Below are 24,153 nucleotides of genomic sequence, written 5' to 3' on the forward strand. Positions count from 1 at the left end.
CCTGCTAGCGTGCTCGGGTCCCGTTATCTGCTCGTTACCAACGAGCGCGTCTCGCCCCGATCAGGATCCACGCCGAACACATGCCCCACGCTCCCCTCACGCCCGTGCACACCGACGGCTCCGCGGACGCTCCCGCACCGGTCGTCCACCTGACCCGACGGGCCCGCATCGAGGCGGAACGCGCGGCGGCGACGGCGTCCTCCGGGGGAGCACCGGAGCACGTCGAGCACGCGACGGCCGTGGCGGAGCCGAGCCGCGCCTCCCGGGCCGCCCTCGGAGACGCGAGCTTCGACGACCTGGTGAGCCCGGGGACACCCGCGACCCCGGCCGCGCCGGCGTCGCCCATCGACCTCGCGCCGGCCTCGCCCGCGATGCCCGCGGCGACCGCATCGCCCGTGACGCCGCCGGCGCCCTCGTCGCCGGTCGTGGCTGCTACCCCTGCGGTCGCGGCACCCACACCGTCCGCGCCGGCCGCGCGCCGTGTCCTCGGACAGGTGCCGGCGTCCCGTCGGACCGGGCGTGCCACCACCGCCCCCGTGCAGGCCGACCGGGCCACGCGCCACATCGCTCGCACGGCTCCCGCGGCAGCGACTCCGGTCGCCGGGGTCGCGCCGCGTGCCGCGCGGGGATCGCAGGGTGCGTCGTTCCGTCGGGCGGCCTCGCGGGTGACGGCCGTCGGCGCGCTGCTGTTCGTCGCGGGGCTCGTCGTGTCGACCTCGCTGCCCGCACAGGCGCTCTACACCCCCGAGCCCGGCTCGACGTCGGCGCGGGCGACGGCCTCGGGTGACACGCAGTCCCTCAGCGTCGGTGCCGGTGCGACCGACGCCGAGACGAACCGCGACCAGTACTCGGTGTCCTCGGCGACGCAGTACAAGAACGTGGACTCCTCGAGCTTCACGAACGACCCGAACGGCACGATCCAGTGGCCGTTCCTGACCGGTGTGCCGATCACCTCCGGGTTCGGCGGACGCCAGGTCGAGGGGTGCTCCTTCTGCTCGACGAACCACATGGGCGTCGACTTCGCTCCGGGTGAGGGCACGCCGATCCGGGTCATCGCCGCCGGCACCGTCCTCAAGGTGCAGGCGAACGACGGCGGCTTCGGCAACGACGTCTGGGTCGAGCACGACGTCGACGGCAAGCAGTTCGTCAGCGTCTACGGCCACATGGAGGACAACTCCTTCAAGGTCGTCAAGGGCCAGCAGGTCGAGGTCGGCGACGAGCTCGGTCTGGTCGGCAGCACCGGCAACTCGACCGGTCCGCACCTGCACCTCGAGGTGCACGTCGACGGTGTCCCGGTGGACCCGCTGGCGTGGCTCGAGGCCAACGCGAACTAGCGGTTCCACGCGGCACGCCCGGGCGTCACGGCCGGTTCCTGACCACCGTCGCGGGTCTGCTATCCTCGTGTGGTGCCGCCGAGCGGCACATGCCCCGATAGCTCAGTGGTAGAGCACTTCCATGGTAAGGAAGGGGTCGTCAGTTCAATCCTGACTCGGGGCTCCGACCCGGTGCGGTAGTCGTGCCGGATCCTTGGCGGGGTAGCTCAGTTGGTTAGAGCACACGACTCATAATCGTGGGGTCGCGGGTTCAAGTCCCGCCCTCGCTACCGCAAGCCCGGCGATCCGTTCGCCGGGCTTTCGTCGTTCTCGGGCGGTGCCGCGCGCGTGCGCGTCTCGGTGCGTCGGTGCGTCGGTGCGTCGGCGTCGGCGTCGGTGCGCGTCGCGGCGGCGCAGCGTCGAAGCACGTTCCCGACATCGAACCGGGCCCACCACCTGGTTCCGTGTCGTTCCCGTGGTTCGTCCCGGCGCCCGCGCCCGCGCCTGCGCCGCCCCGCCCGCGCGTGGCGGGGTGCGCCGCGGCGCTGCCCCGCCCGCCGCGGCGTCGGGTGCCTGCGCACAACGCAAGTTGCCCCGAACCGGGGGAGTGCGCGGTTCGCCGTGCCTTGCGTTGTGCGGCACGCGTGCCGGCGGGGGCGACCGCTCGCCGTCGCGGTCCGCGGGCGGCGTCGAACCACGTTCCCGACGTCGAACCGGCCCCACGGCCTGGTTCCGTGTCGTTTCCGTGGTTCGTCTCCGGCCCCGGCCGCGGCCGCGGCCGGGGCCGGGCGCGGGCCGCGCCGGGCGCCTGCGCACAACGCAAGTCACGCCGAACCGTGCGAAGACGCGGTTCGCAGTGACTTGCGTTGTGCGGCGCCCGGCGACGCGCCCGCGCGGCTCGCGGCCCCGCGCTAGCGCGCGCTGAGCACGCCCGCCTGCCGGAGTGCCCGCTCGATCACCGCGGCCGTGCTGCGCCAGGCATCGTGCCGCCGCTTCGCACCGATCTCCCCGCCCGACACCGCGGTGCCGTGCCCGGAGTGCCGCAGCGTGATCGTGGTCGACGTCCCCGTGACGGTCGTCGAGAGCTCGTACCGCCGGAACTCCCGCGACGGGTGCACGAGCGCTCCGAGCAGGATCGTGAGCACCCGGTTGCCCGTCGTCGCAGTGAGCGTCCCGCCCGTCGACTCGACGTGGTGCCCCGCCTGCTGCAGGGCGGCACCGGCGGCCTCCATCGCGGTGCAACGGTCGCCCGTGTGCACGGCGAACTCGGTCGTGTGGTCCATCGTTCCTCCCCATCCCCGGAGATCGGTGTCGGTTCCCCCGAACCGCGTCGGGTCAGCATAGCCGATGCATACTCATGAACACAGGCCCCCCGAGCGGGCGTCGCTAGACTGCCGGACGTGTCTGTGAACCCCGAGCTCGTCGGCAGGACGTTCCCGCCGGCCCAGCCCTACCTGGTCGGTCGCGAGAAGGTGCGCGAGTTCTCCCGCGCCGTGTTCGCGACGAACCCGATCCACCACGAGCCCGAGGCCGCCCGCGCCGCCGGCTACGACGACGTCGTCGCCCCGCCGACCTTCGCGGTCGTCGTGCAAGAGGCCACGCTCGCCCAGCTCCTCGCCGAGCCCGACGCCGGCATCGACTTCTCCCGCGTGGTCCACGGCGAGCAGGCCTTCGCCTACGAGCGACCGATCGTCGCCGGGGACGAGCTCACCGCGACCCTGACGGTGACGAGCGTGAAGACCCTCGGCGGCAACGCCATGGTCACCGCCGAGAGCACGATGAACGACGCCGCAGGGGAGCACGTCGTCACGGCGACCTCCACCCTCGTGGTCCGAGGAGACGACGCATGACCACCGCACCCGTGACCGCGCTCGAGGTCGGCACCGTCGTCGCCGAGCGCGAGGTCCACATCACCCGCGACTCGCTCGTCCGCTACGCCGGCGCGTCCGGCGACTTCAACCCGATCCACTACCGCGACGACGTCGCCGCCTCCGTCGGCCTGCCCGGTGTCCTGGCGCACGGCATGCTCACGATGGGACTGGCTGTGCAGCCGGTCTCCGAGTGGCTCGGCGACCGCGGCTGGGTGGTCCGCTACGGCGTCCGGTTCACCCGCCCCGTGGTCGTCGACCCGGAGCAGGGCGCCACCGTCGGCGTCGTCGCCAAGGTCGGCACCGTCGACGACGACGGCCGTCCGCAGCGCATCGACCTCACCGTGACCGCCGCCGGGCAGACCGTGCTCGGCAAGGCGCAGGTCACGGTGGCGTTCCGCTGACCGTGACGGAGTCGGTGCTCGCCGACCTCACGACGCTGCGCGTCGGTGGTCCCGCGGCGCGGCTGCTCACGGCGTCGACCACCGACGAGCTCGTCGCGCACGTCACCGCGGCGTGGGACGACGACGAGTGGCTGGTCCTCGGTGGCGGCAGCAACCTGCTCGTCGCCGACGACGGCTTCGACGGCACCGTCGTGCTCGTGCGCACGACGGGCATCGAGCACGACGCGGACGACGACGGCGTCACCGTCCGCGTCGCGGCCGGCGAGCCGTGGGACGCGTTCGTCGCCACGACGGTCGAGAACGGTTGGACGGGCCTGGAGGCGCTGAGCGGCATCCCGGGCACCGTCGGCGCCGCCCCCGTGCAGAACATCGGCGCCTACGGGGTCGAGCTGTCCGACGTGCTCACCCGGATCGAGTTCCTCGACGCGTCGACGGGGGAGCGCGCTTGGGTACCAGCGGCCGAGCTGGCGCTCGGCTACCGCACCTCGACCCTCAAGCACGGACGGCGCGGTGCCGTGCTGACGGTCGAGTTCCGGCTCGGCACCGTCCGGGGCGCCGGGGTCCAGGTCCGCTACGCCCAGCTCGCCGGGTCGCTCGGCGTCGAGCTCGGGGCGTTCGTCGAGCCGGCGACGGTGCGGTCCGAGGTCCTGCGGCTCCGGGGGTCCAAGGGCATGGTCCTCGACGCGGACGACCACGACACGTGGAGCGCGGGGTCGTTCTTCACGAACCCGATCGTGTCCGCCGCCTTCGCCGAGACCCTGCCTGCCGAGGCGCCGCGCTGGCCGGCGGGCGACGACGTGAAGCTCAGCGCCGCGTGGCTCATCGAGCACGCCGGCGTCCACCGCGGGTACGCCGTCCCCGGGTCCCGCGCCGCGATCTCGTCGAAGCACACGCTCGCGCTGACGAACCGCGGGGGAGCGACCGCCGCCCAGGTGGCCGAACTCGCCCGCTACGTCCAGGTGACCGTCCTGAACCGCTTCGGTGTCTCGCTCGTGCCGGAACCCGTCGTGGTGGGCGACCTGCTCGCCTGAGCCGAGCCGCGCCTCCTGGCCCGCAACGCGGAACGGCCCACCTCGACGAGGTGGGCCGTTCTGCATCGACGGGTGACTACGCGAAGAACTTCGCGAGCCGCGCGACGCCCTCGGCGATGTCGTCGTCACCGAGCGCGTACGACAGGCGGAGGTAGCCGGAGGGGCCGAACGCCTCACCGGGTACGACCGCGACCTCGGCGTGCTCGAGGATGAGGTCGGCGAGTTCGAGCGTCGTGGTCGGAGTCGAGCCGGCCCACTCGCGGCCGAGGAGCGCCGTGACGTCGGGGTAGACGTAGAAGGCGCCGTGCGGGGTCGGCGTGACGAAGCCCGGGATCGCGTTCAGACCCGCGACGATCGCCTGACGACGGCGGTCGAAGGCCTCGCGCATGGCCGTGACGGGTTCCTGCGGGCCGGTCAGCGCGGCGATCGCGGCGCGCTGCGACACGTTCGACACGTTGCTCGACAGGTGCGACTGCAGGTTCGACGCCGCCTTGACCGCGTCGGACGGGCCGATGAACCACCCGACACGCCACCCGGTCATCGCGTACGTCTTCGCGACGCCGTTGACGAGGATCGTCGTGTCGGCGAGGGCCGGGACCGCCTCGAGGATGCCGGTGAACCGCACGCCGTCGTACACGAGGTCCTGGTAGATCTCGTCGCTGATGACCCAGATGCCGTGCTCGAGCGCCCACTCGCCGATGGCCTTCGTCTGCTCGGCGGTGTACACCGAGCCGGTCGGGTTCGACGGCGAGCAGAACAGCAGCGCCTTGGTCTTCGGGGTGCGGGCTGCCTCGAGCTGGTCGACCGTGACGAGGTAGTCCTGGTCGCTGCCGGCGAAGACCTCGACGGGGACGCCCCCGGCGAGCCGGATGGCCTCGGGGTAGGTGGTCCAGTACGGCGCCGGCAGGAGGACCTCGTCGCCGTCGTCCACGATCGTCTGGAACGCCTGGTAGACGGCCTGCTTGCCGCCGTTCGTGACGATCACCCGGGCGGGGTCGACGGTGATGCCGGACTCGCGGGCGGTCTTCTCGGCGATCGCCTGCTTGAGCTCGGGCAGGCCGGTCGCGGGCGTGTACCGGTGGTTCTTCGGGTCCTGCGCTGCCTGCACGGCGGCGTCGACGACGTGCTGCGGCGTGGCGAAGTCCGGCTCGCCGGCGGCGAACGAGATGACCGGGCGGCCAGCGGCCTTGAGCGCCTTGGCCTTCGCATCGACCTTGAGCGTCGCGGACTCGGCGATCGCGGCGATGCGGGACGCGATGCGCGGCCGATCGGTGGTCGCGGCAGCGGGGTGGGCGGTGGACTCGGGGCCTGGGGCTTCGGTGCTCACGGGGCCCAGCCTACCGGCGCGGCACGCCGGAGCATCCGTCAAGTGGACACCGTGTGACGGACTCCCGTACACTCGACCACCGGAACACGGATCGGTGACGAACCGTGTCCGAAGGGCGGTGGCTCAATTGGTAGAGCAGCGGTCTCCAAAACCGCAGGTTGCAGGTTCGAGTCCTGTCCGCCCTGCACATCTGGAAGGGTAGAAGTTGGCGAGCAAAGACATGGAGACGACGGCGGATGACGTCGTCGCCAAGGCGAAGCAGGACCGGGCCGAGCGCCGTGGTCCGTTCGCTGCCATCGTGCTCTTCATCCGTCAGGTCCTCGGCGAGCTCCGCAAGGTGGTCACGCCGACCCGCAAGGAGCTCTTCAGCTACACGGGCGTCGTCCTGGTCTTCGTCGTCGTGATGATGATCCTGGTGTCGGTCCTCGACTTCGTGTTCGGACTCGGCGTCGGGTACGTGTTCGGCAACGGGCCGACGGCCTGAGCCGGACACCGGCTGTCCTGACCGCTCGCGGACAGGAGTACGGTCGCCCGAGACGGCGCCGGTCGTGAACCGATCCGCCCGCCAACCCGATCCGCATCACCGAACGGAAAGATTCGACAGTGTCTGACAACTCCCGCGACGACATCGACCTCGCCACGGCTGCCGAGCAGTCCTCCGAAGTCGAGGAGAACCAGGAAGGCGACGTCGAGACCGGCGAGGAGCGTTCGGCCGAGTCCGCCGAAGAGCGAGCCATCGAGATCGAGGACGAGAACGACGAGTCCCTCGGCCTGAGCGACGAGCCCGACGACGGCACCGTCGACGCCGGCATCGACGAGGCGCTCACCGCGCTGGCCGAGTCGCGCGACCCCGAGGCCGACGCCGTCGTGGACGACGCGCTCGAGATCGACACCGCCGACGAGGCCGAGGCCGCCGTCGAGGCAGTCGAGGACGAAGAAGAGGTCGAGCTGGAAGCAGAGACCGCGGCCGAGGCCAACGCGACCCTCGCCGCCGACGAGGCCCTCGACGCTGAAGAAGCCGAAGAAGAGGCCGAGGTCGACCCGTACGAGGCCTTCAAGGCCGAGCTGCGGATGAAGCCGGGCAAGTGGTACGTCATCCACTCCTACGCGGGCTTCGAGCGCCGCGTGAAGTCGAACATCGAGAACCGCATGGTCTCGATGTCGATGGAGGACTACATCTACCAGGTCGAGGTCCCGATGGAGGACGTCGTCGAGATCAAGAACGGGCAGCGCAAGCTGGTCACCCGCGTCCGGATCCCCTCGTACGTGCTCGTCCGCATGGACCTCAACGAGGACTCGTGGTCCGTCGTCCGGCACACCCCGGGTGTCACCGGCTTCGTCGGCAACGCCCACAACCCGACGCCGCTCCGCTTCGACGAGGCGTTCGGCATGCTGAAGTCCCTGGTCCAGGTGGCCGAGGCCGCTCCGACCAAGGGCGGCGCGAAGGGCTCCGGCGGCGCACAGTCCCAGCCGGCGGCCGAGGTCGACTTCGAGATCGGCGAGACGATCACCATCAAGGAAGGCTCGTTCGCGGGTCTCCCGGGGTCGATCTCCGAGATCAAGCCGGAGAGTGGCAAGCTCACGGTCCTCGTCTCGCTGTTCGAGCGCGAGACCCCGGTCGAGCTCAGCTTCGACCAGGTCACCAAGCTGTAGTCCAACCCGATCATCGGGTAGACTCAACGAGTTTGGCCCCGCACGCTTCGTGCGTGCGGGGCTTCACCGCGGTCCGGAACGGCCGGGCCAGCGGGAGAGTGCACGGATCCCCGTGCGTTCGATTCCAGGAGGAAGACAAGTCATGGCACCGAAGAAGAAGGTCACGGGCCTGATCAAGCTGCAGATCAACGCGGGCGCCGCCAACCCGGCCCCGCCGATCGGTCCGGCGCTCGGTCAGCACGGCGTCAACATCATGGAGTTCTGCAAGGCGTACAACGCGGCGACCGAGTCGCAGCGTGGCAACGTCGTGCCGGTCGAGATCACCGTCTACGAGGACCGTTCGTTCACGTTCGTCCTCAAGACCCCGCCGGCGGCAGAGCTGATCAAGAAGGCCGCGGGTGTGCAGAAGGGTTCCGCGACCCCGCACACGGTCAAGGTCGCGAAGATCTCGATGGACCAGGTCCGTCAGATCGCCGAGACCAAGCAGGCCGACCTGAACGCCAACGACATCGAGCAGGCCGCGAAGATCATCGCCGGCACCGCTCGCTCGATGGGCATCACGGTCGAGGCGTAAGCCCCACCTGCTCAGGCACACAACCGAACACCCTTCCGTGGGAGAGCCGCGCCGGCTCGTCAACCACGTAGCTCCCAAGGAGAACACCATGGCGAAGAAGTCCAAGGCCTACCAGGCCGCGGCCGCGAAGATCGAGGCCGACAAGTTCTACACCCCCACCGAGGCAGTCGCCCTCGCGAAGGAGACCGGTTCCACCAAGACCGACTCCACCGTCGAGGTCGCCCTCAAGCTCGGTGTCGACCCGCGCAAGGCGGACCAGATGGTCCGTGGCACGGTCATCCTGCCGCACGGCACGGGCAAGACCGCCCGCGTCATCGTCTTCGCGGTCGGCGCAGCGGCTGAGGCCGCCATCGCCGCCGGCGCCGACGAGGTCGGTGGCGACGAGCTCATCGCGAAGGTCGCCGAGGGCTACACCGCCTTCGACTCCGCCGTCGCGACGCCGGAGCTCATGGGCAAGGTCGGTCGTCTCGGTAAGGTGCTCGGCCCGCGTGGCCTCATGCCGAACCCGAAGACCGGCACCGTGACCCCGAACGTGGCGCAGGCCGTCAACGACATCAAGGGCGGCAAGATCGAGTTCCGCGTCGACAAGCACGCCAACGTGCACTTCGTCGTCGGCAAGGCCTCGTTCACGCCGGAGCAGCTCGACGAGAACATCTCGACCGCGCTCGAGGAGATCAACCGCCTCAAGCCGAGCGCCTCGAAGGGCCGCTACATCATGAAGGGCGCCGTCTCGACGACCTTCGGCCCGGGCATCCCGCTCGACGTCAACAGCATCTGATCCACTGATCAGTCTCGGAAGGACCCGCACCGCTCCCGGTGCGGGTCCTTTCGCGTACCCGGGGCAGTGTGCCGGTAGCGTGGCCTGGTGCGCACCCTCGTGAACTCGCTCCGGCTGCTCGCGGTCATCGCCGTCGTGGCCGCCATCGTCGGGCAGTGGCTGGTCAGCTCGAAGCTCCCGAGCTACAACCCGTGGAACTTCTTCGGCTACTTCACGATCCAGTCGAACATCATCATCGCGTTGGCCTTCGCCGTGACCCTCGTCGCGGCGGCCCGCCGGAAGCGCGGGGACCTGCGCGTGAGTCTCTTCCGCGGCGCGGCGACGGTGTACATCGCGACGACGGGGATCGTCTACAACACCCTGCTCACCGGGGTCGACGTGTCGGCGAACGTGCAGTGGTCGAACGACATCCTGCACAAGGTCCTCCCCGCGTACGCGGTGCTGGACTGGCTGCTGTTCTCCGACCGGTCGAAGCTCCTGCTCCGCCACGTGTGGTGGTTCCTGATCTACCCGGCCGTCTGGACGATCGTGGTGCTGGTCCGCGGCGCGACGGACGGATGGGTGCCGTACCCGTTCCTGAACCCCGACCTGGGCTACGGCGTCGTGGCGCTGTACTGCCTCGGGGTGGCGGTGTCGATCGTCCTGCTCGGCGTGCTCGTCATCGGGATGAGTCGCCTGCGGATCGTGAAGGTCTAGCTCCGGAAGTCGCGCAGCCGGTCGAGCACGAGGTCGGCGAGCTGGATCAGCCCGCGGATCTGGTCGTCGTCGCGGTCGACCCACCGGCACTCGGGCTCGTCGGCGACCGGCACGAAGCCGTCGTGGCGTTCCCAGACGAACAGGGTGCGGTCGGCACCGAGCACGTACTGCTGCCACCAGATCTGGCGGAGGTAGTGCCGGGGGATGCTCCGCCAGCCCTTGCCGGTGGTCTTGATCTCGGCGAGGACGACCCGTGACGAACCGTCGACGCCGACGCCGTCCGGGGTCGCGAGGTGGGCGCGGTTGGTGGCGGCGTGGAACAGGTGCGCGGACGGCTGGATGCCGTGCGTCGCGGCGACCCAGGCGGCGATGACCGGTTCGCGTTCCTTGCCGTGCTCCGTGTACGAGTTGCCGGAGAACCGCGAGCCGTACCGCTTGTCGGTGACGACCGCGTCGACGGCGCGCAGGGAGGCGAGCCGGGCGACGTCGGTGGCGGTGATGCCCATGGCGCGGGCGCGGAGCCACGCGACGCGGTCGGACGAGTGCGCGACGATGCGCTCGGTGTGCCCCCGGAGCGCGGTGAACGCGTCGTGGACGACGGGGCCCGATGCCGTGGAGCCGGCCACGGATGCGACCGACGCCGGCGTGCCGGGGGCGGGTTGCGCCTCCAGGCCGGGGTCCAGGTCGCCCCACAGGGTGGGCTGCACGATCGTCACCCGTCGATTCTCTCCCCACGCACCGACGAGACGAAACCGACGCACCGGCGGACGCACGGACGCGACGCACCGGCGGACGCACGGACGCGACGCACCGGCGGACCCACGGACGCGACGCACCGGTCAGGAGACCAGCTGGCGCCCCTCGGCGAACGTCACCAGCTCGTCGACCCCCGCGGGGGAGAGCGCGTACCCGATGGCGAGCGCCGCCGCCCCCTGGAGCGCCGCGAGCGACCCGGCCCGCGACTGCGCGATCACCAGGTGCTCCGTGGCGAGGGGCATGGAGCGGGAGTAGACGACCTCGCGGACCCCGGCGAGGAGGTGCTCCCCGGCCTGCGTGATCGATCCGCCGAGCGCGATGACCGACGGGTTCATGAGCGAGACGCACGTGGCGAGGACCTCGCCGATGTCACGTCCGGCCTGGCGCACCGCCTGGATGGCGTCGAGGTCCGAGCGGTTGACGAGTTCGAGGACGTCCGCGCTGGAGTGCACGTCGTGCCCCTTCGCGCGGAGTCGTCGGGCGATGGCCGGACCGGAGGCGACGGCCTCGAGGCACCCGGTGTTCCCGCAGTGGCACGGCACGTCGCCGGCGCTCGAGACCCGGACGTGACCGATGTCACCCGCGGTGCCCTGCGCGCCGCGCTGGAGCTCGCCGTCCGAGACGATCCCGGAGCCGATGCCGGTGGCGACCTTGACGAAGAGCAGGTGGTCGACGCCCGGCCAGCCGTGCTCGCGCTCCCCGAGGGCCGCGATGTTCACGTCGTTGTCGAGCAGGACGTGGGCGGCGATGTGCGCGCGCAGCCATCCCGGCACGTCGAAGCCGTCCCAGCCCGGCATGATCGGCGGGTTCGCGGGGCGTCCGGTGGAGAACTCGACCGGCCCCGGGACGCCGATGCCGATCGCGATGACGTCGTCCCGGGCGCGGCCGACCTCGTCGAGGAGCGCGTCGATCGTCTCGACGAGCCACGTCAGGGTGGGGACCGGGCCGGCAGCGATGTCGATGCGTGCCTCGCGGGTGGCGAGCGGCTCGGCGACGAGGTCGGTGACGGCGACGCGGCCGTGCGAGGCCCCGAGGTCGGCGGCGATGACCAGGCGTGCGCGGGGCATGAGCGCCACCTGCGCAGGCGGGCGTCCGCCCGTGGACGCCGCGGTGTCCACGGGTCCGACGAGCCCGACCTCGATGAGGGCATCGAGGCGCACGCCGATCGTGGAGCGCGCGAGTCCCGTCAGGCTGGCGAGCTCGGCCCGGGTCCGCGGCACGCCGTCGCGGAGGATCTGGAAGAGCTCGCTCGTCCCGACCGGAGGCGACGCTGCCGTCCGGTTCAAGTCGACCATGTGGGGGAGTGAAGCACACATCGAACGCGCCACGCAACGAAGTTCGTCGAAGAACCACGAACTTCTGCTTGACCGCCGACAAAAGTGGTCATAGTGTGACGCTCGGTCGACGTCGACCACACCATCTCGACGAGGAGAACCCCTGGTGACCCAACCGCTCTCGGTCCAGCTCTACACAGTCCGCGACGCCCTCGCTGCCGATCTGCCCGGCACGCTGCAGCGCATCGCCGACATCGGCTACACGAACGTCGAGGCCTTCGGATTCGTCGACCGCGCCGAGGCGCTGCGCGACGCCCTCGCCGCGGCCGGACTGCAGAGCCCGAGCGGCCACGCCCGGCTCCTCGACGCCGGCGAGCAGGACCTCGAGCAGATCTTCCACGCGAGCGTCACCGTCGGCCTCACGACCCTGATCGACCCGCACATCGACGAGGCCCGCTGGACCACCCGCGAGGACGTCGAGGCCATCGCCCGCGAGCTGAGCGCCCTCGCTCCCCGTGCCGCGGACCACGGTCTCACTCTCGGCTACCACAACCACGCGTTCGAGTTCTCGAACCGCATCGACGGCGTCTCCGCCTACGAGGTCTTCGCCGACGCGCTCTCCGACGACGTCGTGCTCGAACTCGACACCTACTGGGTGAAGGTCGGCGGCGACGACCCGGTGGCGATCATCGGCAAGTACGGCGACAAGGTCCAGTTCCTGCACGTCAAAGACGGCGACGGTTCGCACGACGACAAGAAGCAGGTCGCTGTGGGCAACGGTGTCATGCCGATCCGCGAGATCATCGCCGCGGCGCCGGACGCGCTGCACGTCGTCGAGCTCGACGACCACGAGGGCGACGTCTTCCAGGCCGTCACCGACTCCTACACGTTCCTCGAGGGGGCCCGCGCATGACCGACACCACCACCGCGACCGACACGCAGGTCGACGCCACCGAGACCACCCGCACCGGCCCGGTCGGCGTCGGCGTCATCGGCGCCGGGGTCATCTCCGACCAGTACCTCTCGAACCTCACGGTCTTCCCCGACGTGACGGTGCACTTCATCGCCGACATCGACCTGCCCCGCGCAGCGGCCCAGGCGGAGAAGTGGGGCGTCGCCAGTTCCGGCACGGTCGAGGAGCTCCTCGCGAACGACGACATCGAGATCGTCGTCAACCTGACGATCCCGGCCGCCCACGTCGAGGTCGCCCTGCAGGCCCTCGCCGCCGGCAAGCACGTCTGGGGCGAGAAGCCCTACGCCCTCGACCGTGCGAGCGCCGCCGAACTGCGCGACGCCGCCCGTGCCGCCGGCAAGACCGTCAGCGTCGCCCCGGACACGTTCCTCGGCGCCGGGCTCCAGACCGCGCTGCGCACCATCCGCGATGGTCGCATCGGCACCCCGCTCAACGGCCTGACGCTCTTCCAGAGCCCCGGCCCGGAGTCGTGGCACCCGAGCCCCGAGTTCCTCTTCGCGTACGGCGCCGGCCCGCTGTTCGACATCGGCCCGTACTACATCACGACCCTCGTGCAGGCGTTCGGCCCCGTGAAGAAGGTCACCGCGACCGCGTCGAAGTCCCGCGCGACCCGCACCATCGGCTCCGGCCCGAAGGCGGGCACCGAGTTCCCGGTCGAGGTCCCGACGAACCACTCGGCCCTCATCGAGTTCGAGAACGGCGGCAGCGCGCAGAGCGTCTTCTCGTTCGAGTCCGACCGCGGCCGCACCGGCTTCGTCGAGATCGCGGGCGAGACCGGCACGGTCGTGTTCCCCGACCCGAACAACTTCGACGGCGACACCGAGCTGTACGCACTCGGTTCCGAGGAACCCGAGACGATCCCCGCCGTGGGGTCCACCTACTCGCGCGGCACCGGCGTGGTCGACCTGGCCCGCTCGCTCCGTGCAGGAGAGGAGAACCGGGTCCCCGGTGCCCTCGCCTTCCACGTCCTCGACGTGATGGTCTCCATCGCCGAGGCAGCCGAACGTGGTGAGGCGGTGCTCGTGGAGAGCACCGTCGCACCCTCCCCGACCCTCCCCGAGGGCTGGGACCCCGCGGCGTCGACCCTGGCCTGACCGGCCGGAGCGGCACCGCACACACAGCAGCACCCGACAGCACGACCAGTACCACCCCCTGCACCATCTCAACGACGAGAAAGTAGAGAGTCATGCGCACTGCCATCCGCGCACTGGCCATCACCGCGGCCGCGGCACTCACCGTGACCGGCCTCGCAGCCTGCTCCTCCGGAGGCTCCGGTTCGTCCGGCGACTCCAAGACGCTCACCTACTGGGCGTCCAACCAGGGCACGTCGCTCCAGAACGACAAGGAGGTGCTGACCCCCGTCCTCAAGAAGTTCACCAAGGAGACCGGGATCAAGGTCGACCTCCAGGTCATCGGCTGGAACGACCTGCAGAACAAGATCCAGACCGCCGTCACCTCGGGCCAGGGCCCGGACGTCGTCAACATCGGCAACACCTGGGCGACCTCGCTCCAGGCCACCGGCGCCTTCCAGGAGTTCGGTGACTCGGAGATGAAGGCGATCGGCGGGTCCGACAAGTTCGGCAAGGTCGCGCTCTCGACCGGTGGCGCGCCCGGCAAGACCGTCACGAGCGTCCCGCTCTACGGCCTCGCCTACGGCCTGTACTACAACAAGAAGATGTTCTCGGACGCCGGCATCGAAGCGCCGACCACGTGGGAGGACCTCACCGCCGACGCGAAGAAGCTCACCTCGGGTGACAAGTACGGCTTCACCATCGCCGGTGGCTCGTACACCGAGAACTCGCACTTCGCGTTCATCACCTCCGCCCAGAACGGCGGCGAGTGGTTCGACAAGGACGGCAAGCCGACCTTCACCCAGAAGGCGAACGTCGACGGCATCAAGCGCTACCTCGACCTGATGCAGTCCGACAAGGTCGTCAACCCGTCGAACGCGCAGTACGACAACGGCACCCAGGCCGTCTCGGACTTCGCGAACGGCAAGGCCGCGATGATGCTCACGCAGAACAACGCGAACGCGACCATCACGTCGCAGGGCATGAAGACGGACGAGTTCGGCGTCGTGCCGTTCCCGACCACCGCTGACGGTCAGGACATCGCGTCCTTCCCGGCCGGCATCAACCTGTCGATCTTCAAGAACACGAAGAACAAGGACGGCGCGCTCAAGTTCGTCAAGTACATGACGAGCGCGGACACGCAGACGACGCTCGACAAGCCGTACTCGGCGCTGCCGGTGCTCGCCGCGGCTGCTGACTCGGTCACCGACGAGCAGACGAAGACGTTCCTCGACATCTACAACAACAAGGCGAAGCCGCTCCCGCTGGTGCCCGCCGAGGACCAGTTCGAGTCCACGGTCGGCAAGGCGATGAACGACATGTTCGCCAAGATCGCGACCGGTTCCACCGTCTCGGACAGCGACATCAAGTCGGCGCTCCAGACCGCCCAGGACCAGGTGTCCCAGGCTGCTGGTTGATCCGCCCAGGAGGCCCGGGTCGCGTCCGACAGGACGCGCCCCGGGCCTCCACCCCTCAGGTCCACGGCCCCGCCCACGTCGAGCCCGCGACCTGCGGTTCCGCACCCGGCCACACGCCGGGGGTGAGCCGATCGGCTCACGCATGCCGCGCCTCCCGACCGCTGCCACGGTCCGCGCGAAGCACCCGATCCCCCTCCTGCCGAAAGGCCCCCGCTCATGTCCACCTCGGTCCTGCCCGACTCCGAGCGCATCGACCTGACCCACACGAAGGGCCCGACCACGTCGGGCCGTCCGCCCGGTCGGAAGCGCAAGGGACACTGGCTGCCCTACGCGCTCGTCGCGCCCGCCATCCTCTTCGAGCTGCTGATCCACATCGTGCCGATGCTCACCGGCATCTGGATCTCGTTCATCCAGCTCACCAAGTACTTCATCGCCAACTGGGGTGCTGCACCGTTCGCGGGGCTGCGCAACTACTCGGTCGTCATCGACTTCGACCAGGCGATCGGCAAGGGCGTCCTGAACTCGTTCCTCATCACGTGCGGCTTCACGGTCCTCGTGGTCGGGCTCTCGTGGACCTTCGGCATGGCTGCCGCGGTCGCGCTGCAGAAGCCGTTCAAGGGTCGCGGCTTGTTCCGCACGCTCTTCCTCGTGCCGTACGCGCTGCCGATGTACGCCGGCATCATCACCTGGAAGTTCATGTTCCAGCGTGACTCGGGTGCGATCAACCACATCCTCGTGGACCAGCTGCACCTGTTCAACGGCACCGGCCCGTTCTGGCTGATCGGCTCGAACGCCTTCGTCTCGGTCGTCGTCGTGGCGATCTGGAAGACCTGGCCGTTCGCGTTCCTCATGCTCATGGCCGGCCTGCAGTCCGTGCCGAACGACGTGTACGAGGCCGCCTCGGTCGACGGCGCGAAGCCCTTCCGGCAGTGGCGCTCGATCACGCTGCCGATGGTGCGCCCGGTCAACGTGACGCTCGTGCTCGTGATGTTCCTCTGGACGTTCAACGACTTCAACACGCCGTTCGTGCTGTTCGGTTCGACCGCCCAGCCCCCGGCGGCGGACCTGCTGAGCTTCCACATCTACAACGCGTCCTTCATCACCTGGAACTTCGGCTCCGGTGCCGCGATGAGCGTCCTGCTCCTCATCTTCCTGCTCATCGTCACCGGCATCTACCTCGCCGTGACCAACCGGAGGTCCGTCCGTGCGTGAGACATTCGGCGCCAAGTCCTTCAAGGTCGTGACCCTGGTCGTCCTGACCCTGTTCACGGTCGTCCCGCTCTACGTGATGATCACCACGGCCATCAAGCCGCTCGGTGACGTGCAGAACGACTTCACGTGGATCCCGACGAACATCACCATCCAGCCGTTCATCGACATGTGGTCGACGGTCCCGCTCGGCAAGTACTTCATCAACTCGCTCGTGGTCTGCACGGTCGCGACGGTGTTCTCGCTGATCATCGCGACCTTCGCCGCCTACGGTGTCTCGCGCTGGAACTTCAAGGGCAAGAGCACCTTCACCACCGCGGTGCTCTCCACCCAGATGTTCCCCGGCGTGCTGTTCCTGCTCCCGCTGTTCCTCATCTTCACGAACCTCGGGAACGCGCTCGGCATCCAGCTCGTCGGCAGCTGGACCGGCCTGATCATCACCTACCTGACGTTCACGCTCCCGTTCTCGATCTGGATGCTCGCGGGCTACTTCGAGACCATCCCGCGTGAACTCGACGAGGCCGCGATGGTCGACGGCTCCGGCCCGATGGGTGCCCTGTTCCGGGTCATCCTGCCCTCGGCGCGTCCGGGTCTGGTCGCGGTCGGCATCTACTCGTTCATGACGGCATGGGGCGAGGTGCTCTTCGCCTCGGTCATGACGAACGGCGACGGGCAGACGCTGGCCGTCGGTCTGCAGCAGTACTCCACGCAGACGAACGTGTACTGGAACCAGATCATGGCGGCGTCCCTCGTCGTCTCGATCCCGGTCGTGATCGCGTTCCTCATCGTGCAGCGGCAGTTCGTCGCCGGCCTGACGGCCGGTGCGGTGAAGTAGGCGGGACCGCCTGACGGGAGGCGGGGGGGGGGGGGGGCCCCCCCCCCCCCCCCCCCCCCCGGGGGCGCGGGGGGGCGGGGGGGGGGGGCCCGCCCCCGGGCCCCGCGGGGGGGGGGGGGGGGGGGGGGGGGGGGCGCGGCCCCGCGGGGGGGGGGGGGGGGGGGGCCCCCCCCCCCCCCCCCGCCTCCCGTCCGTGCGAGCGCTGGTGCGCGCGTGCGTGCGCCGGCAGCGAGACTCGGCCGGGCGGACGCTTTCGCGTCCGCGAGGCCACGAAGGTGTCCGCCGGGGCGAGACTCGGCGGACGAAATCCGGACAGGATGGGATCATGAGCGAGCCACGCGGGCGGCAACTGCTGCCGGGACAGACCAGCCGGGTGCACGTGTACGACGTCGAGAGCCGGACGAGCCGGCTCGTGTTCGAGTCGAGCTCGGTGCTCGTCGAGGCGCCGAACGTGCTGGCCGACGGCACCCTCGTGCTGAACGGGAACGGCGACCTCTGGCTGCTGCGGCCCCCTGCCGACGGCGACGCCGTGCTCGACGAGACCGCCCTCGTGCGCGTCCCGATGCCCGGCGTCCCCGAGATCAACAACGACCATGTGCTCGACCCCTCGGGCAACTCCGTCGTGGTGAGCGCCCGCGACGGGGACCTGTACCGGGTGCCCGTGCCGGCCGGGGGAGCGGCGGCGACCCTCACCGACGTCACCACCGCGCTGCCGGTCGTCCGGAAGTTCTACCTGCACGGCATCGCGCCCGACGGCGAGACCCTCGCGGCGATCGTCGGGGAGCGCACCGAGGAGGGCGTCTGGACCACCGACGTCGCCCTCGTCGACCCGGCCACCGGGGACCCGACGTTCCCGACCCGCGACGAGCACCCCGACGACGGCGTCTCGTTCGCGGGCGACATGCTCGTGTGGAACTCGGAGCGGTTCACGCCGGGCACCGCGCAGCTCGTCGCGCTCTGGCCCGGGGCGACCGACCCGGTCCGGATCACGAACGACGACCGGGTGAACTGGTTCCCGCACGTCTCGCCGGACGGTGCCCATCTGCTCTACCTGTCGTACGAGCCCGGCGTGCAGGGCCACCCCGCTGACCACCGCGTGGAGCTCCGGCTCCTGCCCGGCTCGCTCGTGCGCGGTGCCCGGATCGCCGTCCAGCCGGAGACCCTCGTCACGCTCGAGGGCGGGCAGGGGACCGTGAACGTGCCGCCGTGGTCGCCGGACTCGCGCTGGTTCGCGTACTGCGACTACCCGGCGGCGTAGGGGCGCCGCGAGTTCACGCGCTGAGCGACAGTTCACGCGCTCGGTGGCCCGTGAACTGTCGCTCAGCGCGAAACACCGGCGGAGCCAGCGGCCCCGGCGGCCGGCGACGACCCCGCCTACACCTCGCGCACCTGACCCTGCTTGATGTGCAGGCGGCGCTCGGCCCGCTTCGCCACCCACGAGTCGTGCGTGACGATGACCACGGTGAGCCCGCGCTCCTTCCACTGCTTCTCGATGAGGCCCATGATCTCGTCACGGGTCGCCTCGTCGAGCGCACCGGTCGGCTCGTCCGCCAGCAGCACGCTCGGGTTCTTGACCAGCGCCCGCGCGATGGCCACGCGCTGCTGCTGCCCGCCGGACAGCTCCGCGGGCAGGTGGTCGAGCCGTTCGCCGAGGCCGACCTCCCGGAGCGCCGCGGTCGCACGGTCGCGGATCTCCGACCGCGACCGGTTCGCGAGGGACCCGGCGAACGCGGTCTCGACGTTCTCCAGCGCCGTCAACGTCGGGATGAGGTTGAAGCTCTGGAAGACGAACCCGATCTCGGTCGCCCGCAGGTTCGTCAGCGCCCCGTCCCCGAGCTTCGCCACGTCCTGGTCACCGAGGAGCACGCTGCCGGCACTCGGACGGTCGAGCGCGCCGAGCATCTGCAGCAGGGTCGACTTGCCGCCGCCGGTCGGCCCCTGGATCGCGACGAGCTGCCCCTGCGGGATGGTCAGGTCGACGTTCGTCAGCGCGGTGACGGTCCGGTTCTTCTGCTTGTACGTCTTGCTCACGTTCTTCAGGGCGTAGATCGGCCTGGAGGCGCGGCTCGCCTCCGCAGCGGAGGGCGCGGTGTCGATGCTGGTCACGGGGGCTCCTGTCGGTTCCGGTGTCGATGCGGTGCTGTCGGGGCCGGCGACGACGGGGGTCGTGCCGGTGGTCGGCCCGGGCATCAGGCCACGCTCCGGAGTGCCTCGGCCGGACGGAGCCGGCTCGCCCGCCAGCCGCCGAGTGCGCCGGCGATGAGGCCGCCGAGCACGGCGAGGCCGATCGCGAGCAGGATCACCTCGACGGTGACGGGGGCGTGCAGGACGACGTCGGTCGTCGAGGCCGTGCTCGCACCGCCGCCGCCGAACCCACCGGCGGGGGCACCACCGGTCGTGCCGCTGCCGGCCGCCGCCGTCGCCGCGCCGCCGGGCATCCCGCCGCCGCCCATGCCGCCGCGGTTCGTCGTGGACGAGGCGCTCGCCGAGATCGTCGGGGAGATGACGTTCACGACGAGGATGCCGATGAGTCCAGCGGCCGCACCGATCACGCCGCCGATGATGCCCTGGACGAGGGACTCGCCGGCGACCTGGCGCGTGATGCGGCCGTTCGACCAGCCGATCGCCTTGAGGGTGCCGAACTCCCGCGTGCGTCGGGTGACGCCGGAGATCGTGAAGAGGATGGCGATGAGGAACGCCGCCGCGAGGACGACGATCGACAGCCAGGTGCCGAGGTTCGAGACGAGGCTCGAGGCGGTGCTCAGCGAGCCCGAGACGCTCGATGCGAGGTCGGCCTCGGTCGAGACGGTGGCGCTGGTGAGCTGCTTCTGCAGCGCGGACTTGATCGTGCCGACGTCCGACGAGGACGACGCCGAGACGTAGATCGAGGTGACCTTGCCGTCCAGGTCCGCCAGTGCCTGCGCGGTGTCCAGCGGGATGTACGTGTTCGAACCGGTGGTCGACGACGAACCGGTGGACGACACGATGCCGATGACCGAGAAGTCCTTCCCGCCGATGGACACGGTGTCGCCGACGGCCTTCGACTCGCTCTTCGCGTAGGCGGCGTCGAGCACGACGACGTCCTTGCCCGCGTCCGCCGACGTGAACGCGCGACCCTTCGTGAGCTCGGTGCTCGTCAGTGGCCCGACGGTGTCACCGGACACCGGGATGCCCGTGACGGTGAACGAGTCGACGCTGAACGACCCGCCGCCGAAGCCGCCGCCGCCCTCGCCGCCGCTCGGCGGACCCTGCTGGGTCCCGGTGCCGCTGCTGTCGCTCGAGCTGCTGCTGCTGTCGGACTGCTGCTGCACCTGGCCCGAGAACGTGCTGTTCTCGAGGGTCAGGACACCGGTCGCGGCCTTCACTCCGCTCGTGCTCGTGACGGTCTGTACGTCCGACGCGCTGAGCGTGCTGGACCCGCGGGAGACGGCGAGCCGGGACTGCGACAGGTCGGTCGAACCACTGCCGCTGCCGGAGCTGCCCTGGCTGCCGAAGTCGAAGCTCGGACGTCCGGTGGCGGAGCCGGTCGGGGTCTCGGTCTTCGTCACGGTGATGTCGGTACCGACGCCGTAGACGGACTGCAGCACGCTCGCCTGCGCGGCCTTCACGCCGCCCGCGATCGAGGACACGATGACCACGAGGGCGATGGCGAGCGCCATGCCGATCGCGATGATGACGGTCTGCTTCTTGCGGTTCGTGAGTTCGCGCCTGAGGTAGGTCAGGAACATGGTTCTCCTCGGTGTTGGGGTCGAGGAGACCGTAGGGAGGCAGTCGATGAGCGGCGCTGCGGGATCCCAAGAACTTCCGATGAAGCCTCAGCTGGCGTCGCCGTACGTCCGGCGGAGGTGCTCGGCGTAGCCGCCCGGTGTCCGACCGTCGAACCGGCCGCTCGTCACCACGGGGAGGTCCGTCGTCGCGCGCACGTCGAACCCGAGGGCTCGTGCACGCTCGACGAGCCGGACGTCCTCGTGCTCGGGCACCGGGTCGAAGCCGCCGATCGCCAGGCACACGTCCCCCCGCAGCCCGAGGTTCGCACCGTGCACGTGGCCGAGCGTCGACCCCGGCGGGTGCGCGTGCGTCCACCGGGCGAGGACCACGGGGTCGAGGTCGTCCGGGTCCGGGACCACGGCCCCCACCAGGACGTGCGCGCCGTCGGCGTGGGCCTCGACCTGCTGCACGAGCCAGCCCGGGTCGACGCGGGAGTCGGCGTCCGTGTGGGCCGTCCACCGCGCGGACGGCTCCGGTCCCGTCGCGAGGGCACGGGTGGTCCCGACGGCCCGTGCTCGTCCGACGCCGAGGTGCGCGGTCTCGACGACCTCGAGGGGGACCTCGGTCCAGAGCGGGTCCGCGGCCGCCGCCGACCGGAGGACGAACGCCGTCCGGTCCGTGCACCCGTCCAGGACGACCACGACCGACACCTCGACGGTGGGGTGCGCTCGCCGCAGGACCCGGACCGCGACGGCGAGGGCCTCGACGCAGCCGCCGATGCCGTCCTCCTCGTCGTGCGCCGGCACGACGACGTCGACGCGTGCGGGGAGCGTCACGGGGTCAGCCCTTCCGTCGTCGCGACGGAGACCACCGACGGACCGGGGAAGACGCTCAGGACGAAGTCCTCCTCGACGTGCCGGACGAGCGCGGGCCGCGGCCACCGCTCGGCGATCCGGGCGTCCACGGCGTCACCCGAGGTCACGGCGTCGTCGTCGGGGTGCCGCCAGTGACAGGCGACGAGGACACCGTCGTCGTCGAGGGAACCGAGCACCCGGTCGATCGTGGCGTCGAGGTCCGCCGGCGACAGGTAGTACCCGACCTCGGACACCACGACGAGGTCCCATCGACCGCCCGGCCACTCCGACGGCAGCTCGGCCTGGACGAACCGGGCGGCCGGCGCACGCAGCCGGGCACGTTCCAGCGGTGCTGCGGCGATGTCGGTCCCGAGCACGGCGTCGGCGCGCTCGGTCAACGCGGCCGTCAGCACCCCCGTCGCGCAGCCGAGCTCGAGCGCGGACCGGTACCGCTCGCGGGGGAGCGCCGCCAGGGTCACGGCACGCTTCCGCCGTTCGTACCAGGAGCCCTCGAAGTCCCAGCCCTCCGGCTTCCGCTCGTAGTGGGCGTCGAAGGACTCCCGGGAGCGGGACGACTGCACCGCGGACACGGCGAAGAACCACTCGGTCGGCCGCAGGTGGTGCGCGGCGTGCCGGGCGTCGACGATCGCCTCGTCGCCCGGGGCCGGCGAGAGCGGCCGCGTCTGCGAGGGGTAGGCGTCGAGTGCGGCGCGCTTCCGGTCCAGGACCGCCGACGACAGCGCCAGCGACCGGGCCCGGTCCCAGGGCGCCGCGGGGTCGGACGGGTCGTCCCAGTGCCACGCCCAGATCGGGTACTCGAGCAGCTCCGCTCCCGGAGTGCCCGCGACGACGTCCGCGGCGACCTCGCCCGCGATGCGGTGGTCCCGGTGCCCGTCCCCACGCCACGGCGCGACGACGAGCACGGGACCGTCGACCGGCCCGACCCGCTCGGTGAGCGCCGCCCGGAGCACGTCCGGGTGCTCACGGAGCCCACCGTCCGGGACGTCCAGGACCGTCGCGCTCGCCGCGGGGGCGAGTGCCGCCAGCGCCGCCCGGAACTCGGCGTCCCGGATCGCCCGGAGCCGCTCGGGGGAGGTGCTCGGCGAGTCCGGGTGCGAGCCCTCGCCGCGGGTCACGAGCAGCACGTGCACGGGGACACCGGCGTCCGCGGCGGACGCGATCAGCCCGCCGGCGCCGAGGGTCTCGTCGTCGGGGTGCGGCGCGACGACCACGACCGCGGCGACCCCGTCGAGCCGCACCGGAAGCGAGGGCACCGACCGCAGGAAGGGCGTCCAGTCGGCGGGGTCGGTGCCCGGCTCGCGGTGGTCGAAGCTCACCACGCGACACCGCCGCGCTCGACGACGATGCGGCCGGTGCGGGCGAGGTCCCGATCGCCGTGGTCCTGCAGCACGTAGAGCTCGAGGTCGGCGACGCGCGCGGCGACCGCCGGGTCCGAGGTCAGGGGAGCGGGGCCGATCGTCCGCACGACCCGCTCCCGGACGGCGTCGACGGCCCGACGGACCCGGGAGCGCACGACCTGGGCGAGCAGCGACCAGTCGTCGTCGGAGGTCGGGGCGGACGCGGCGCCGGAGTCGGTGCCCGGGCCGTCGATCCGGGCCGCGGCGTCGGCGAGGGCGTCCTCGGCGTCGGCGAGGTCGGCGACCGTCGCGCCGAGGGCGGCCTGCAGCAGCTCGGACTCGGGCCGGGACACCACCAGGGAGCGGAGGACCCGGGCGAGTCCGACCGCGCCACCCCACCAGCACGCCGCGACACCGATCCCGCCCCAGGCGAACCCCGGACGCGTGAGGTACCAGCCGGGAGCGCCGACGGGCGTCGCGTGCACCCCGGCGAAGTCGACCGGGCCGCTCGGCACGTCCGGCATGCCACGGGCGACCCAGGCCTCGTCGTGCACCGTCACACCGTCCTGCCGGAGGTCCACCGCGAACAGCTGCCGGTGGTCCCCGACGTGGGCGGTGACGAGCGCGTTCGAGAGGCTCGACGCGAGGGAGCACCACGGCTTCGTGCCGTCGAGCGCGAACGAGCCGCCCGACCCGCCCGACGTCGCCGTGAGCCGCAGCCCCGGGCCCTCGGCGGCGAACACGCCCCACGTCGACCCCTCCGGAGCGTCCACCCCGGCCTGCGCGAGGATGCCGAGTGCGTCGAGGTGCGGCTCGACCGTGCGTGCGAGCGCGACGTCCGCGGCCGCCACGGCAGCGAGCGCGGCGAAGGACCCGCCGGCCGTCCCCGCGGACAGCAGCGGGGCGGTGGAGGCGACCGACCGCGCGAACGCGAGCCGGTCCGCCGGGGTCGCGCCGCGCCTCCCGGGACCGCCTGCGATCCGGGCGGACTCCTCGATGCGCGCGGTGTCGACGGATCGGGCGGAGGCCGGCCAGGCCGAGGATCGGAGCATGG

24 protein-coding genes and 3 tRNA genes are annotated in these 24,153 nt (G+C 71.2%); 18 read left to right on the plus strand and 9 right to left on the minus strand.

Translation table 11 applies throughout. The features are described 5' to 3' along the window. The first annotated feature begins 80 nt into the window (after nucleotides 1-80). The 3 genes from ACIPEP_RS04530 to ACIPEP_RS04540 all read left to right on the plus strand — a co-directional run bounded on the left by ACIPEP_RS04530 (nucleotide 81) and on the right by ACIPEP_RS04540 (nucleotide 1,603). Nucleotides 81-1,334 (plus strand): M23 family metallopeptidase, encoded by a 1,254-nt coding sequence (locus tag ACIPEP_RS04530; RefSeq protein ID WP_402716616.1) that lies wholly within the window; start codon nucleotides 81-83, stop codon nucleotides 1,332-1,334. A 91-nt stretch (nucleotides 1,335-1,425) separates the two neighbouring features. After that, a tRNA-Thr gene (locus tag ACIPEP_RS04535) sits at nucleotides 1,426-1,497 on the plus strand. Between the two features lie 32 nt (nucleotides 1,498-1,529). Further along, a tRNA-Met gene (locus ACIPEP_RS04540) sits at nucleotides 1,530-1,603 on the plus strand. 621 nt (nucleotides 1,604-2,224) lie between these two features. Here ACIPEP_RS04540 and ACIPEP_RS04545 read toward each other — a convergent pair. Beyond that, a complete protein-coding gene (locus ACIPEP_RS04545) occupies nucleotides 2,225-2,596 on the minus strand; it encodes a hypothetical protein (RefSeq protein ID WP_071296713.1) in 372 nt (123 codons plus the stop codon). Between the two features lie 117 nt (nucleotides 2,597-2,713). On the opposite strand from ACIPEP_RS04545, the gene ACIPEP_RS04550 reads away from it, so the two are divergent. Genes ACIPEP_RS04550 through ACIPEP_RS04560 form a run of 3 tightly spaced genes read left to right on the plus strand, consistent with a single transcriptional unit; the run spans nucleotide 2,714 to nucleotide 4,616 of the window. After that, nucleotides 2,714-3,163 carry a MaoC family dehydratase N-terminal domain-containing protein gene (locus ACIPEP_RS04550; protein WP_083295268.1) on the plus strand — a complete coding sequence of 150 codons (450 nt, stop codon included), beginning with the start codon at nucleotides 2,714-2,716 and terminating at the stop codon, nucleotides 3,161-3,163. After that, nucleotides 3,160-3,585: a MaoC/PaaZ C-terminal domain-containing protein gene (locus tag ACIPEP_RS04555; RefSeq protein ID WP_071296734.1), complete on the plus strand. Its 426-nt coding sequence runs from the start codon at nucleotides 3,160-3,162 to the stop codon at nucleotides 3,583-3,585. The genes ACIPEP_RS04550 and ACIPEP_RS04555 overlap by 4 nt, the downstream gene beginning before the upstream one ends. Before the next feature lie 2 nt (nucleotides 3,586-3,587). Then, nucleotides 3,588-4,616, plus strand: a complete 1,029-nt coding sequence (locus ACIPEP_RS04560) for a UDP-N-acetylmuramate dehydrogenase (RefSeq protein WP_402716617.1) — start codon at nucleotides 3,588-3,590, stop codon at nucleotides 4,614-4,616. 76 nt (nucleotides 4,617-4,692) lie between these two features. Here the strand turns inward: ACIPEP_RS04560 and ACIPEP_RS04565 are convergent, their stop codons facing one another. After that, complete coding sequence (locus tag ACIPEP_RS04565; protein WP_071296736.1) at nucleotides 4,693-5,874, minus strand: pyridoxal phosphate-dependent aminotransferase; 1,182 nt, start codon at nucleotides 5,872-5,874, stop codon at nucleotides 4,693-4,695. A 181-nt stretch (nucleotides 5,875-6,055) separates the two neighbouring features. Here ACIPEP_RS04565 and ACIPEP_RS04570 point away from each other — a divergent pair. The 6 genes from ACIPEP_RS04570 to ACIPEP_RS04595 all read left to right on the plus strand — a co-directional run bounded on the left by ACIPEP_RS04570 (nucleotide 6,056) and on the right by ACIPEP_RS04595 (nucleotide 9,644). Beyond that, nucleotides 6,056-6,128: transfer RNA gene (locus ACIPEP_RS04570), tRNA-Trp, on the plus strand. A 35-nt stretch (nucleotides 6,129-6,163) separates the two neighbouring features. Further along, nucleotides 6,164-6,427: a preprotein translocase subunit SecE gene (gene secE / locus ACIPEP_RS04575; protein WP_370871658.1), complete on the plus strand. Its 264-nt coding sequence runs from the start codon at nucleotides 6,164-6,166 to the stop codon at nucleotides 6,425-6,427. A 119-nt stretch (nucleotides 6,428-6,546) separates the two neighbouring features. Then, a complete protein-coding gene (gene nusG, locus ACIPEP_RS04580; protein WP_071296714.1) occupies nucleotides 6,547-7,596 on the plus strand; it encodes a transcription termination/antitermination protein NusG in 1,050 nt (349 codons plus the stop codon). 142 nt (nucleotides 7,597-7,738) lie between these two features. Next, nucleotides 7,739-8,170, plus strand: coding sequence for a 50S ribosomal protein L11 (rplK, locus tag ACIPEP_RS04585; protein ID WP_022906459.1), 432 nt, complete (start codon nucleotides 7,739-7,741; stop codon nucleotides 8,168-8,170). An 88-nt stretch (nucleotides 8,171-8,258) separates the two neighbouring features. Further along, nucleotides 8,259-8,948, plus strand: a complete 690-nt coding sequence (gene rplA / locus ACIPEP_RS04590) for a 50S ribosomal protein L1 (RefSeq protein ID WP_070418374.1) — start codon at nucleotides 8,259-8,261, stop codon at nucleotides 8,946-8,948. 87 nt (nucleotides 8,949-9,035) lie between these two features. After that, nucleotides 9,036-9,644, plus strand: coding sequence for a Pr6Pr family membrane protein (locus ACIPEP_RS04595; RefSeq protein ID WP_156794870.1), 609 nt, complete (start codon nucleotides 9,036-9,038; stop codon nucleotides 9,642-9,644). On the opposite strand, the gene ACIPEP_RS04600 is transcribed toward ACIPEP_RS04595, so the two are convergent. Continuing rightward, on the minus strand, nucleotides 9,641-10,360 hold the full coding sequence (locus ACIPEP_RS04600) for a YqaJ viral recombinase family protein (RefSeq protein WP_336698527.1): 720 nt from the start codon (nucleotides 10,358-10,360) through the stop codon (nucleotides 9,641-9,643). The two genes, ACIPEP_RS04595 and ACIPEP_RS04600, sit on opposite strands and share 4 nt — an antisense overlap. A gap of 123 nt (nucleotides 10,361-10,483) precedes the next feature. Beyond that, nucleotides 10,484-11,695, minus strand: coding sequence for an ROK family transcriptional regulator (locus ACIPEP_RS04605; protein WP_071302604.1), 1,212 nt, complete (start codon nucleotides 11,693-11,695; stop codon nucleotides 10,484-10,486). 145 nt (nucleotides 11,696-11,840) lie between these two features. Between ACIPEP_RS04605 and ACIPEP_RS04610 the strand changes: the two genes are divergently transcribed. From ACIPEP_RS04610 to ACIPEP_RS04635, 6 genes are all read left to right on the plus strand, one after another. Beyond that, nucleotides 11,841-12,587, plus strand: a complete 747-nt coding sequence (locus ACIPEP_RS04610; protein ID WP_092386363.1) for a sugar phosphate isomerase/epimerase — start codon at nucleotides 11,841-11,843, stop codon at nucleotides 12,585-12,587. Beyond that, entirely contained in the window at nucleotides 12,584-13,741 is a 1,158-nt protein-coding gene (locus ACIPEP_RS04615; protein ID WP_402716618.1) for a Gfo/Idh/MocA family protein, read from the plus strand. The genes ACIPEP_RS04610 and ACIPEP_RS04615 overlap by 4 nt, the downstream gene beginning before the upstream one ends. 92 nt (nucleotides 13,742-13,833) lie before the next feature. Further along, entirely contained in the window at nucleotides 13,834-15,135 is a 1,302-nt protein-coding gene (locus ACIPEP_RS04620) for an ABC transporter substrate-binding protein (protein ID WP_070418380.1), read from the plus strand. Between the two features lie 216 nt (nucleotides 15,136-15,351). Further along, entirely contained in the window at nucleotides 15,352-16,347 is a 996-nt protein-coding gene (locus ACIPEP_RS04625; protein WP_092386365.1) for a carbohydrate ABC transporter permease, read from the plus strand. After that, nucleotides 16,340-17,179 (plus strand): carbohydrate ABC transporter permease, encoded by an 840-nt coding sequence (locus tag ACIPEP_RS04630; protein ID WP_070418381.1) that lies wholly within the window; start codon nucleotides 16,340-16,342, stop codon nucleotides 17,177-17,179. Before ACIPEP_RS04625 ends, ACIPEP_RS04630 begins: the two co-directional genes overlap by 8 nt. Nucleotides 17,180-17,504: 325 nt before the next feature. Then, nucleotides 17,505-18,437, plus strand: a complete 933-nt coding sequence (locus ACIPEP_RS04635) for a TolB family protein (protein ID WP_402716619.1) — start codon at nucleotides 17,505-17,507, stop codon at nucleotides 18,435-18,437. A 116-nt stretch (nucleotides 18,438-18,553) separates the two neighbouring features. Here the strand turns inward: ACIPEP_RS04635 and ACIPEP_RS04640 are convergent, their stop codons facing one another. The 5 genes from ACIPEP_RS04640 to ACIPEP_RS04660 all read right to left on the minus strand — a co-directional run bounded on the left by ACIPEP_RS04640 (nucleotide 18,554) and on the right by ACIPEP_RS04660 (nucleotide 24,151). Then, nucleotides 18,554-19,285 (minus strand): ABC transporter ATP-binding protein, encoded by a 732-nt coding sequence (locus tag ACIPEP_RS04640; protein ID WP_229087103.1) that lies wholly within the window; start codon nucleotides 19,283-19,285, stop codon nucleotides 18,554-18,556. A gap of 83 nt (nucleotides 19,286-19,368) precedes the next feature. Beyond that, a complete protein-coding gene (locus tag ACIPEP_RS04645) occupies nucleotides 19,369-20,907 on the minus strand; it encodes an ABC transporter permease (protein ID WP_070418383.1) in 1,539 nt (512 codons plus the stop codon). 87 nt (nucleotides 20,908-20,994) lie between these two features. Continuing rightward, complete coding sequence (locus tag ACIPEP_RS04650) at nucleotides 20,995-21,723, minus strand: glycosyltransferase (protein WP_402716620.1); 729 nt, start codon at nucleotides 21,721-21,723, stop codon at nucleotides 20,995-20,997. Beyond that, nucleotides 21,720-23,078, minus strand: coding sequence for a PIG-L family deacetylase (locus tag ACIPEP_RS04655; RefSeq protein WP_402716621.1), 1,359 nt, complete (start codon nucleotides 23,076-23,078; stop codon nucleotides 21,720-21,722). Before ACIPEP_RS04655 ends, ACIPEP_RS04650 begins: the two co-directional genes overlap by 4 nt. Beyond that, complete coding sequence (locus ACIPEP_RS04660; protein WP_402716622.1) at nucleotides 23,075-24,151, minus strand: acyl-CoA dehydrogenase; 1,077 nt, start codon at nucleotides 24,149-24,151, stop codon at nucleotides 23,075-23,077. The genes ACIPEP_RS04655 and ACIPEP_RS04660 overlap by 4 nt, the downstream gene beginning before the upstream one ends. Between the last annotated feature and the right edge of the window lie 2 nt (nucleotides 24,152-24,153).

This window comes from Curtobacterium sp. NPDC087082 (genome assembly GCF_044745045.1).
GTDB lineage: Bacteria > Actinomycetota > Actinomycetes > Actinomycetales > Microbacteriaceae > Curtobacterium.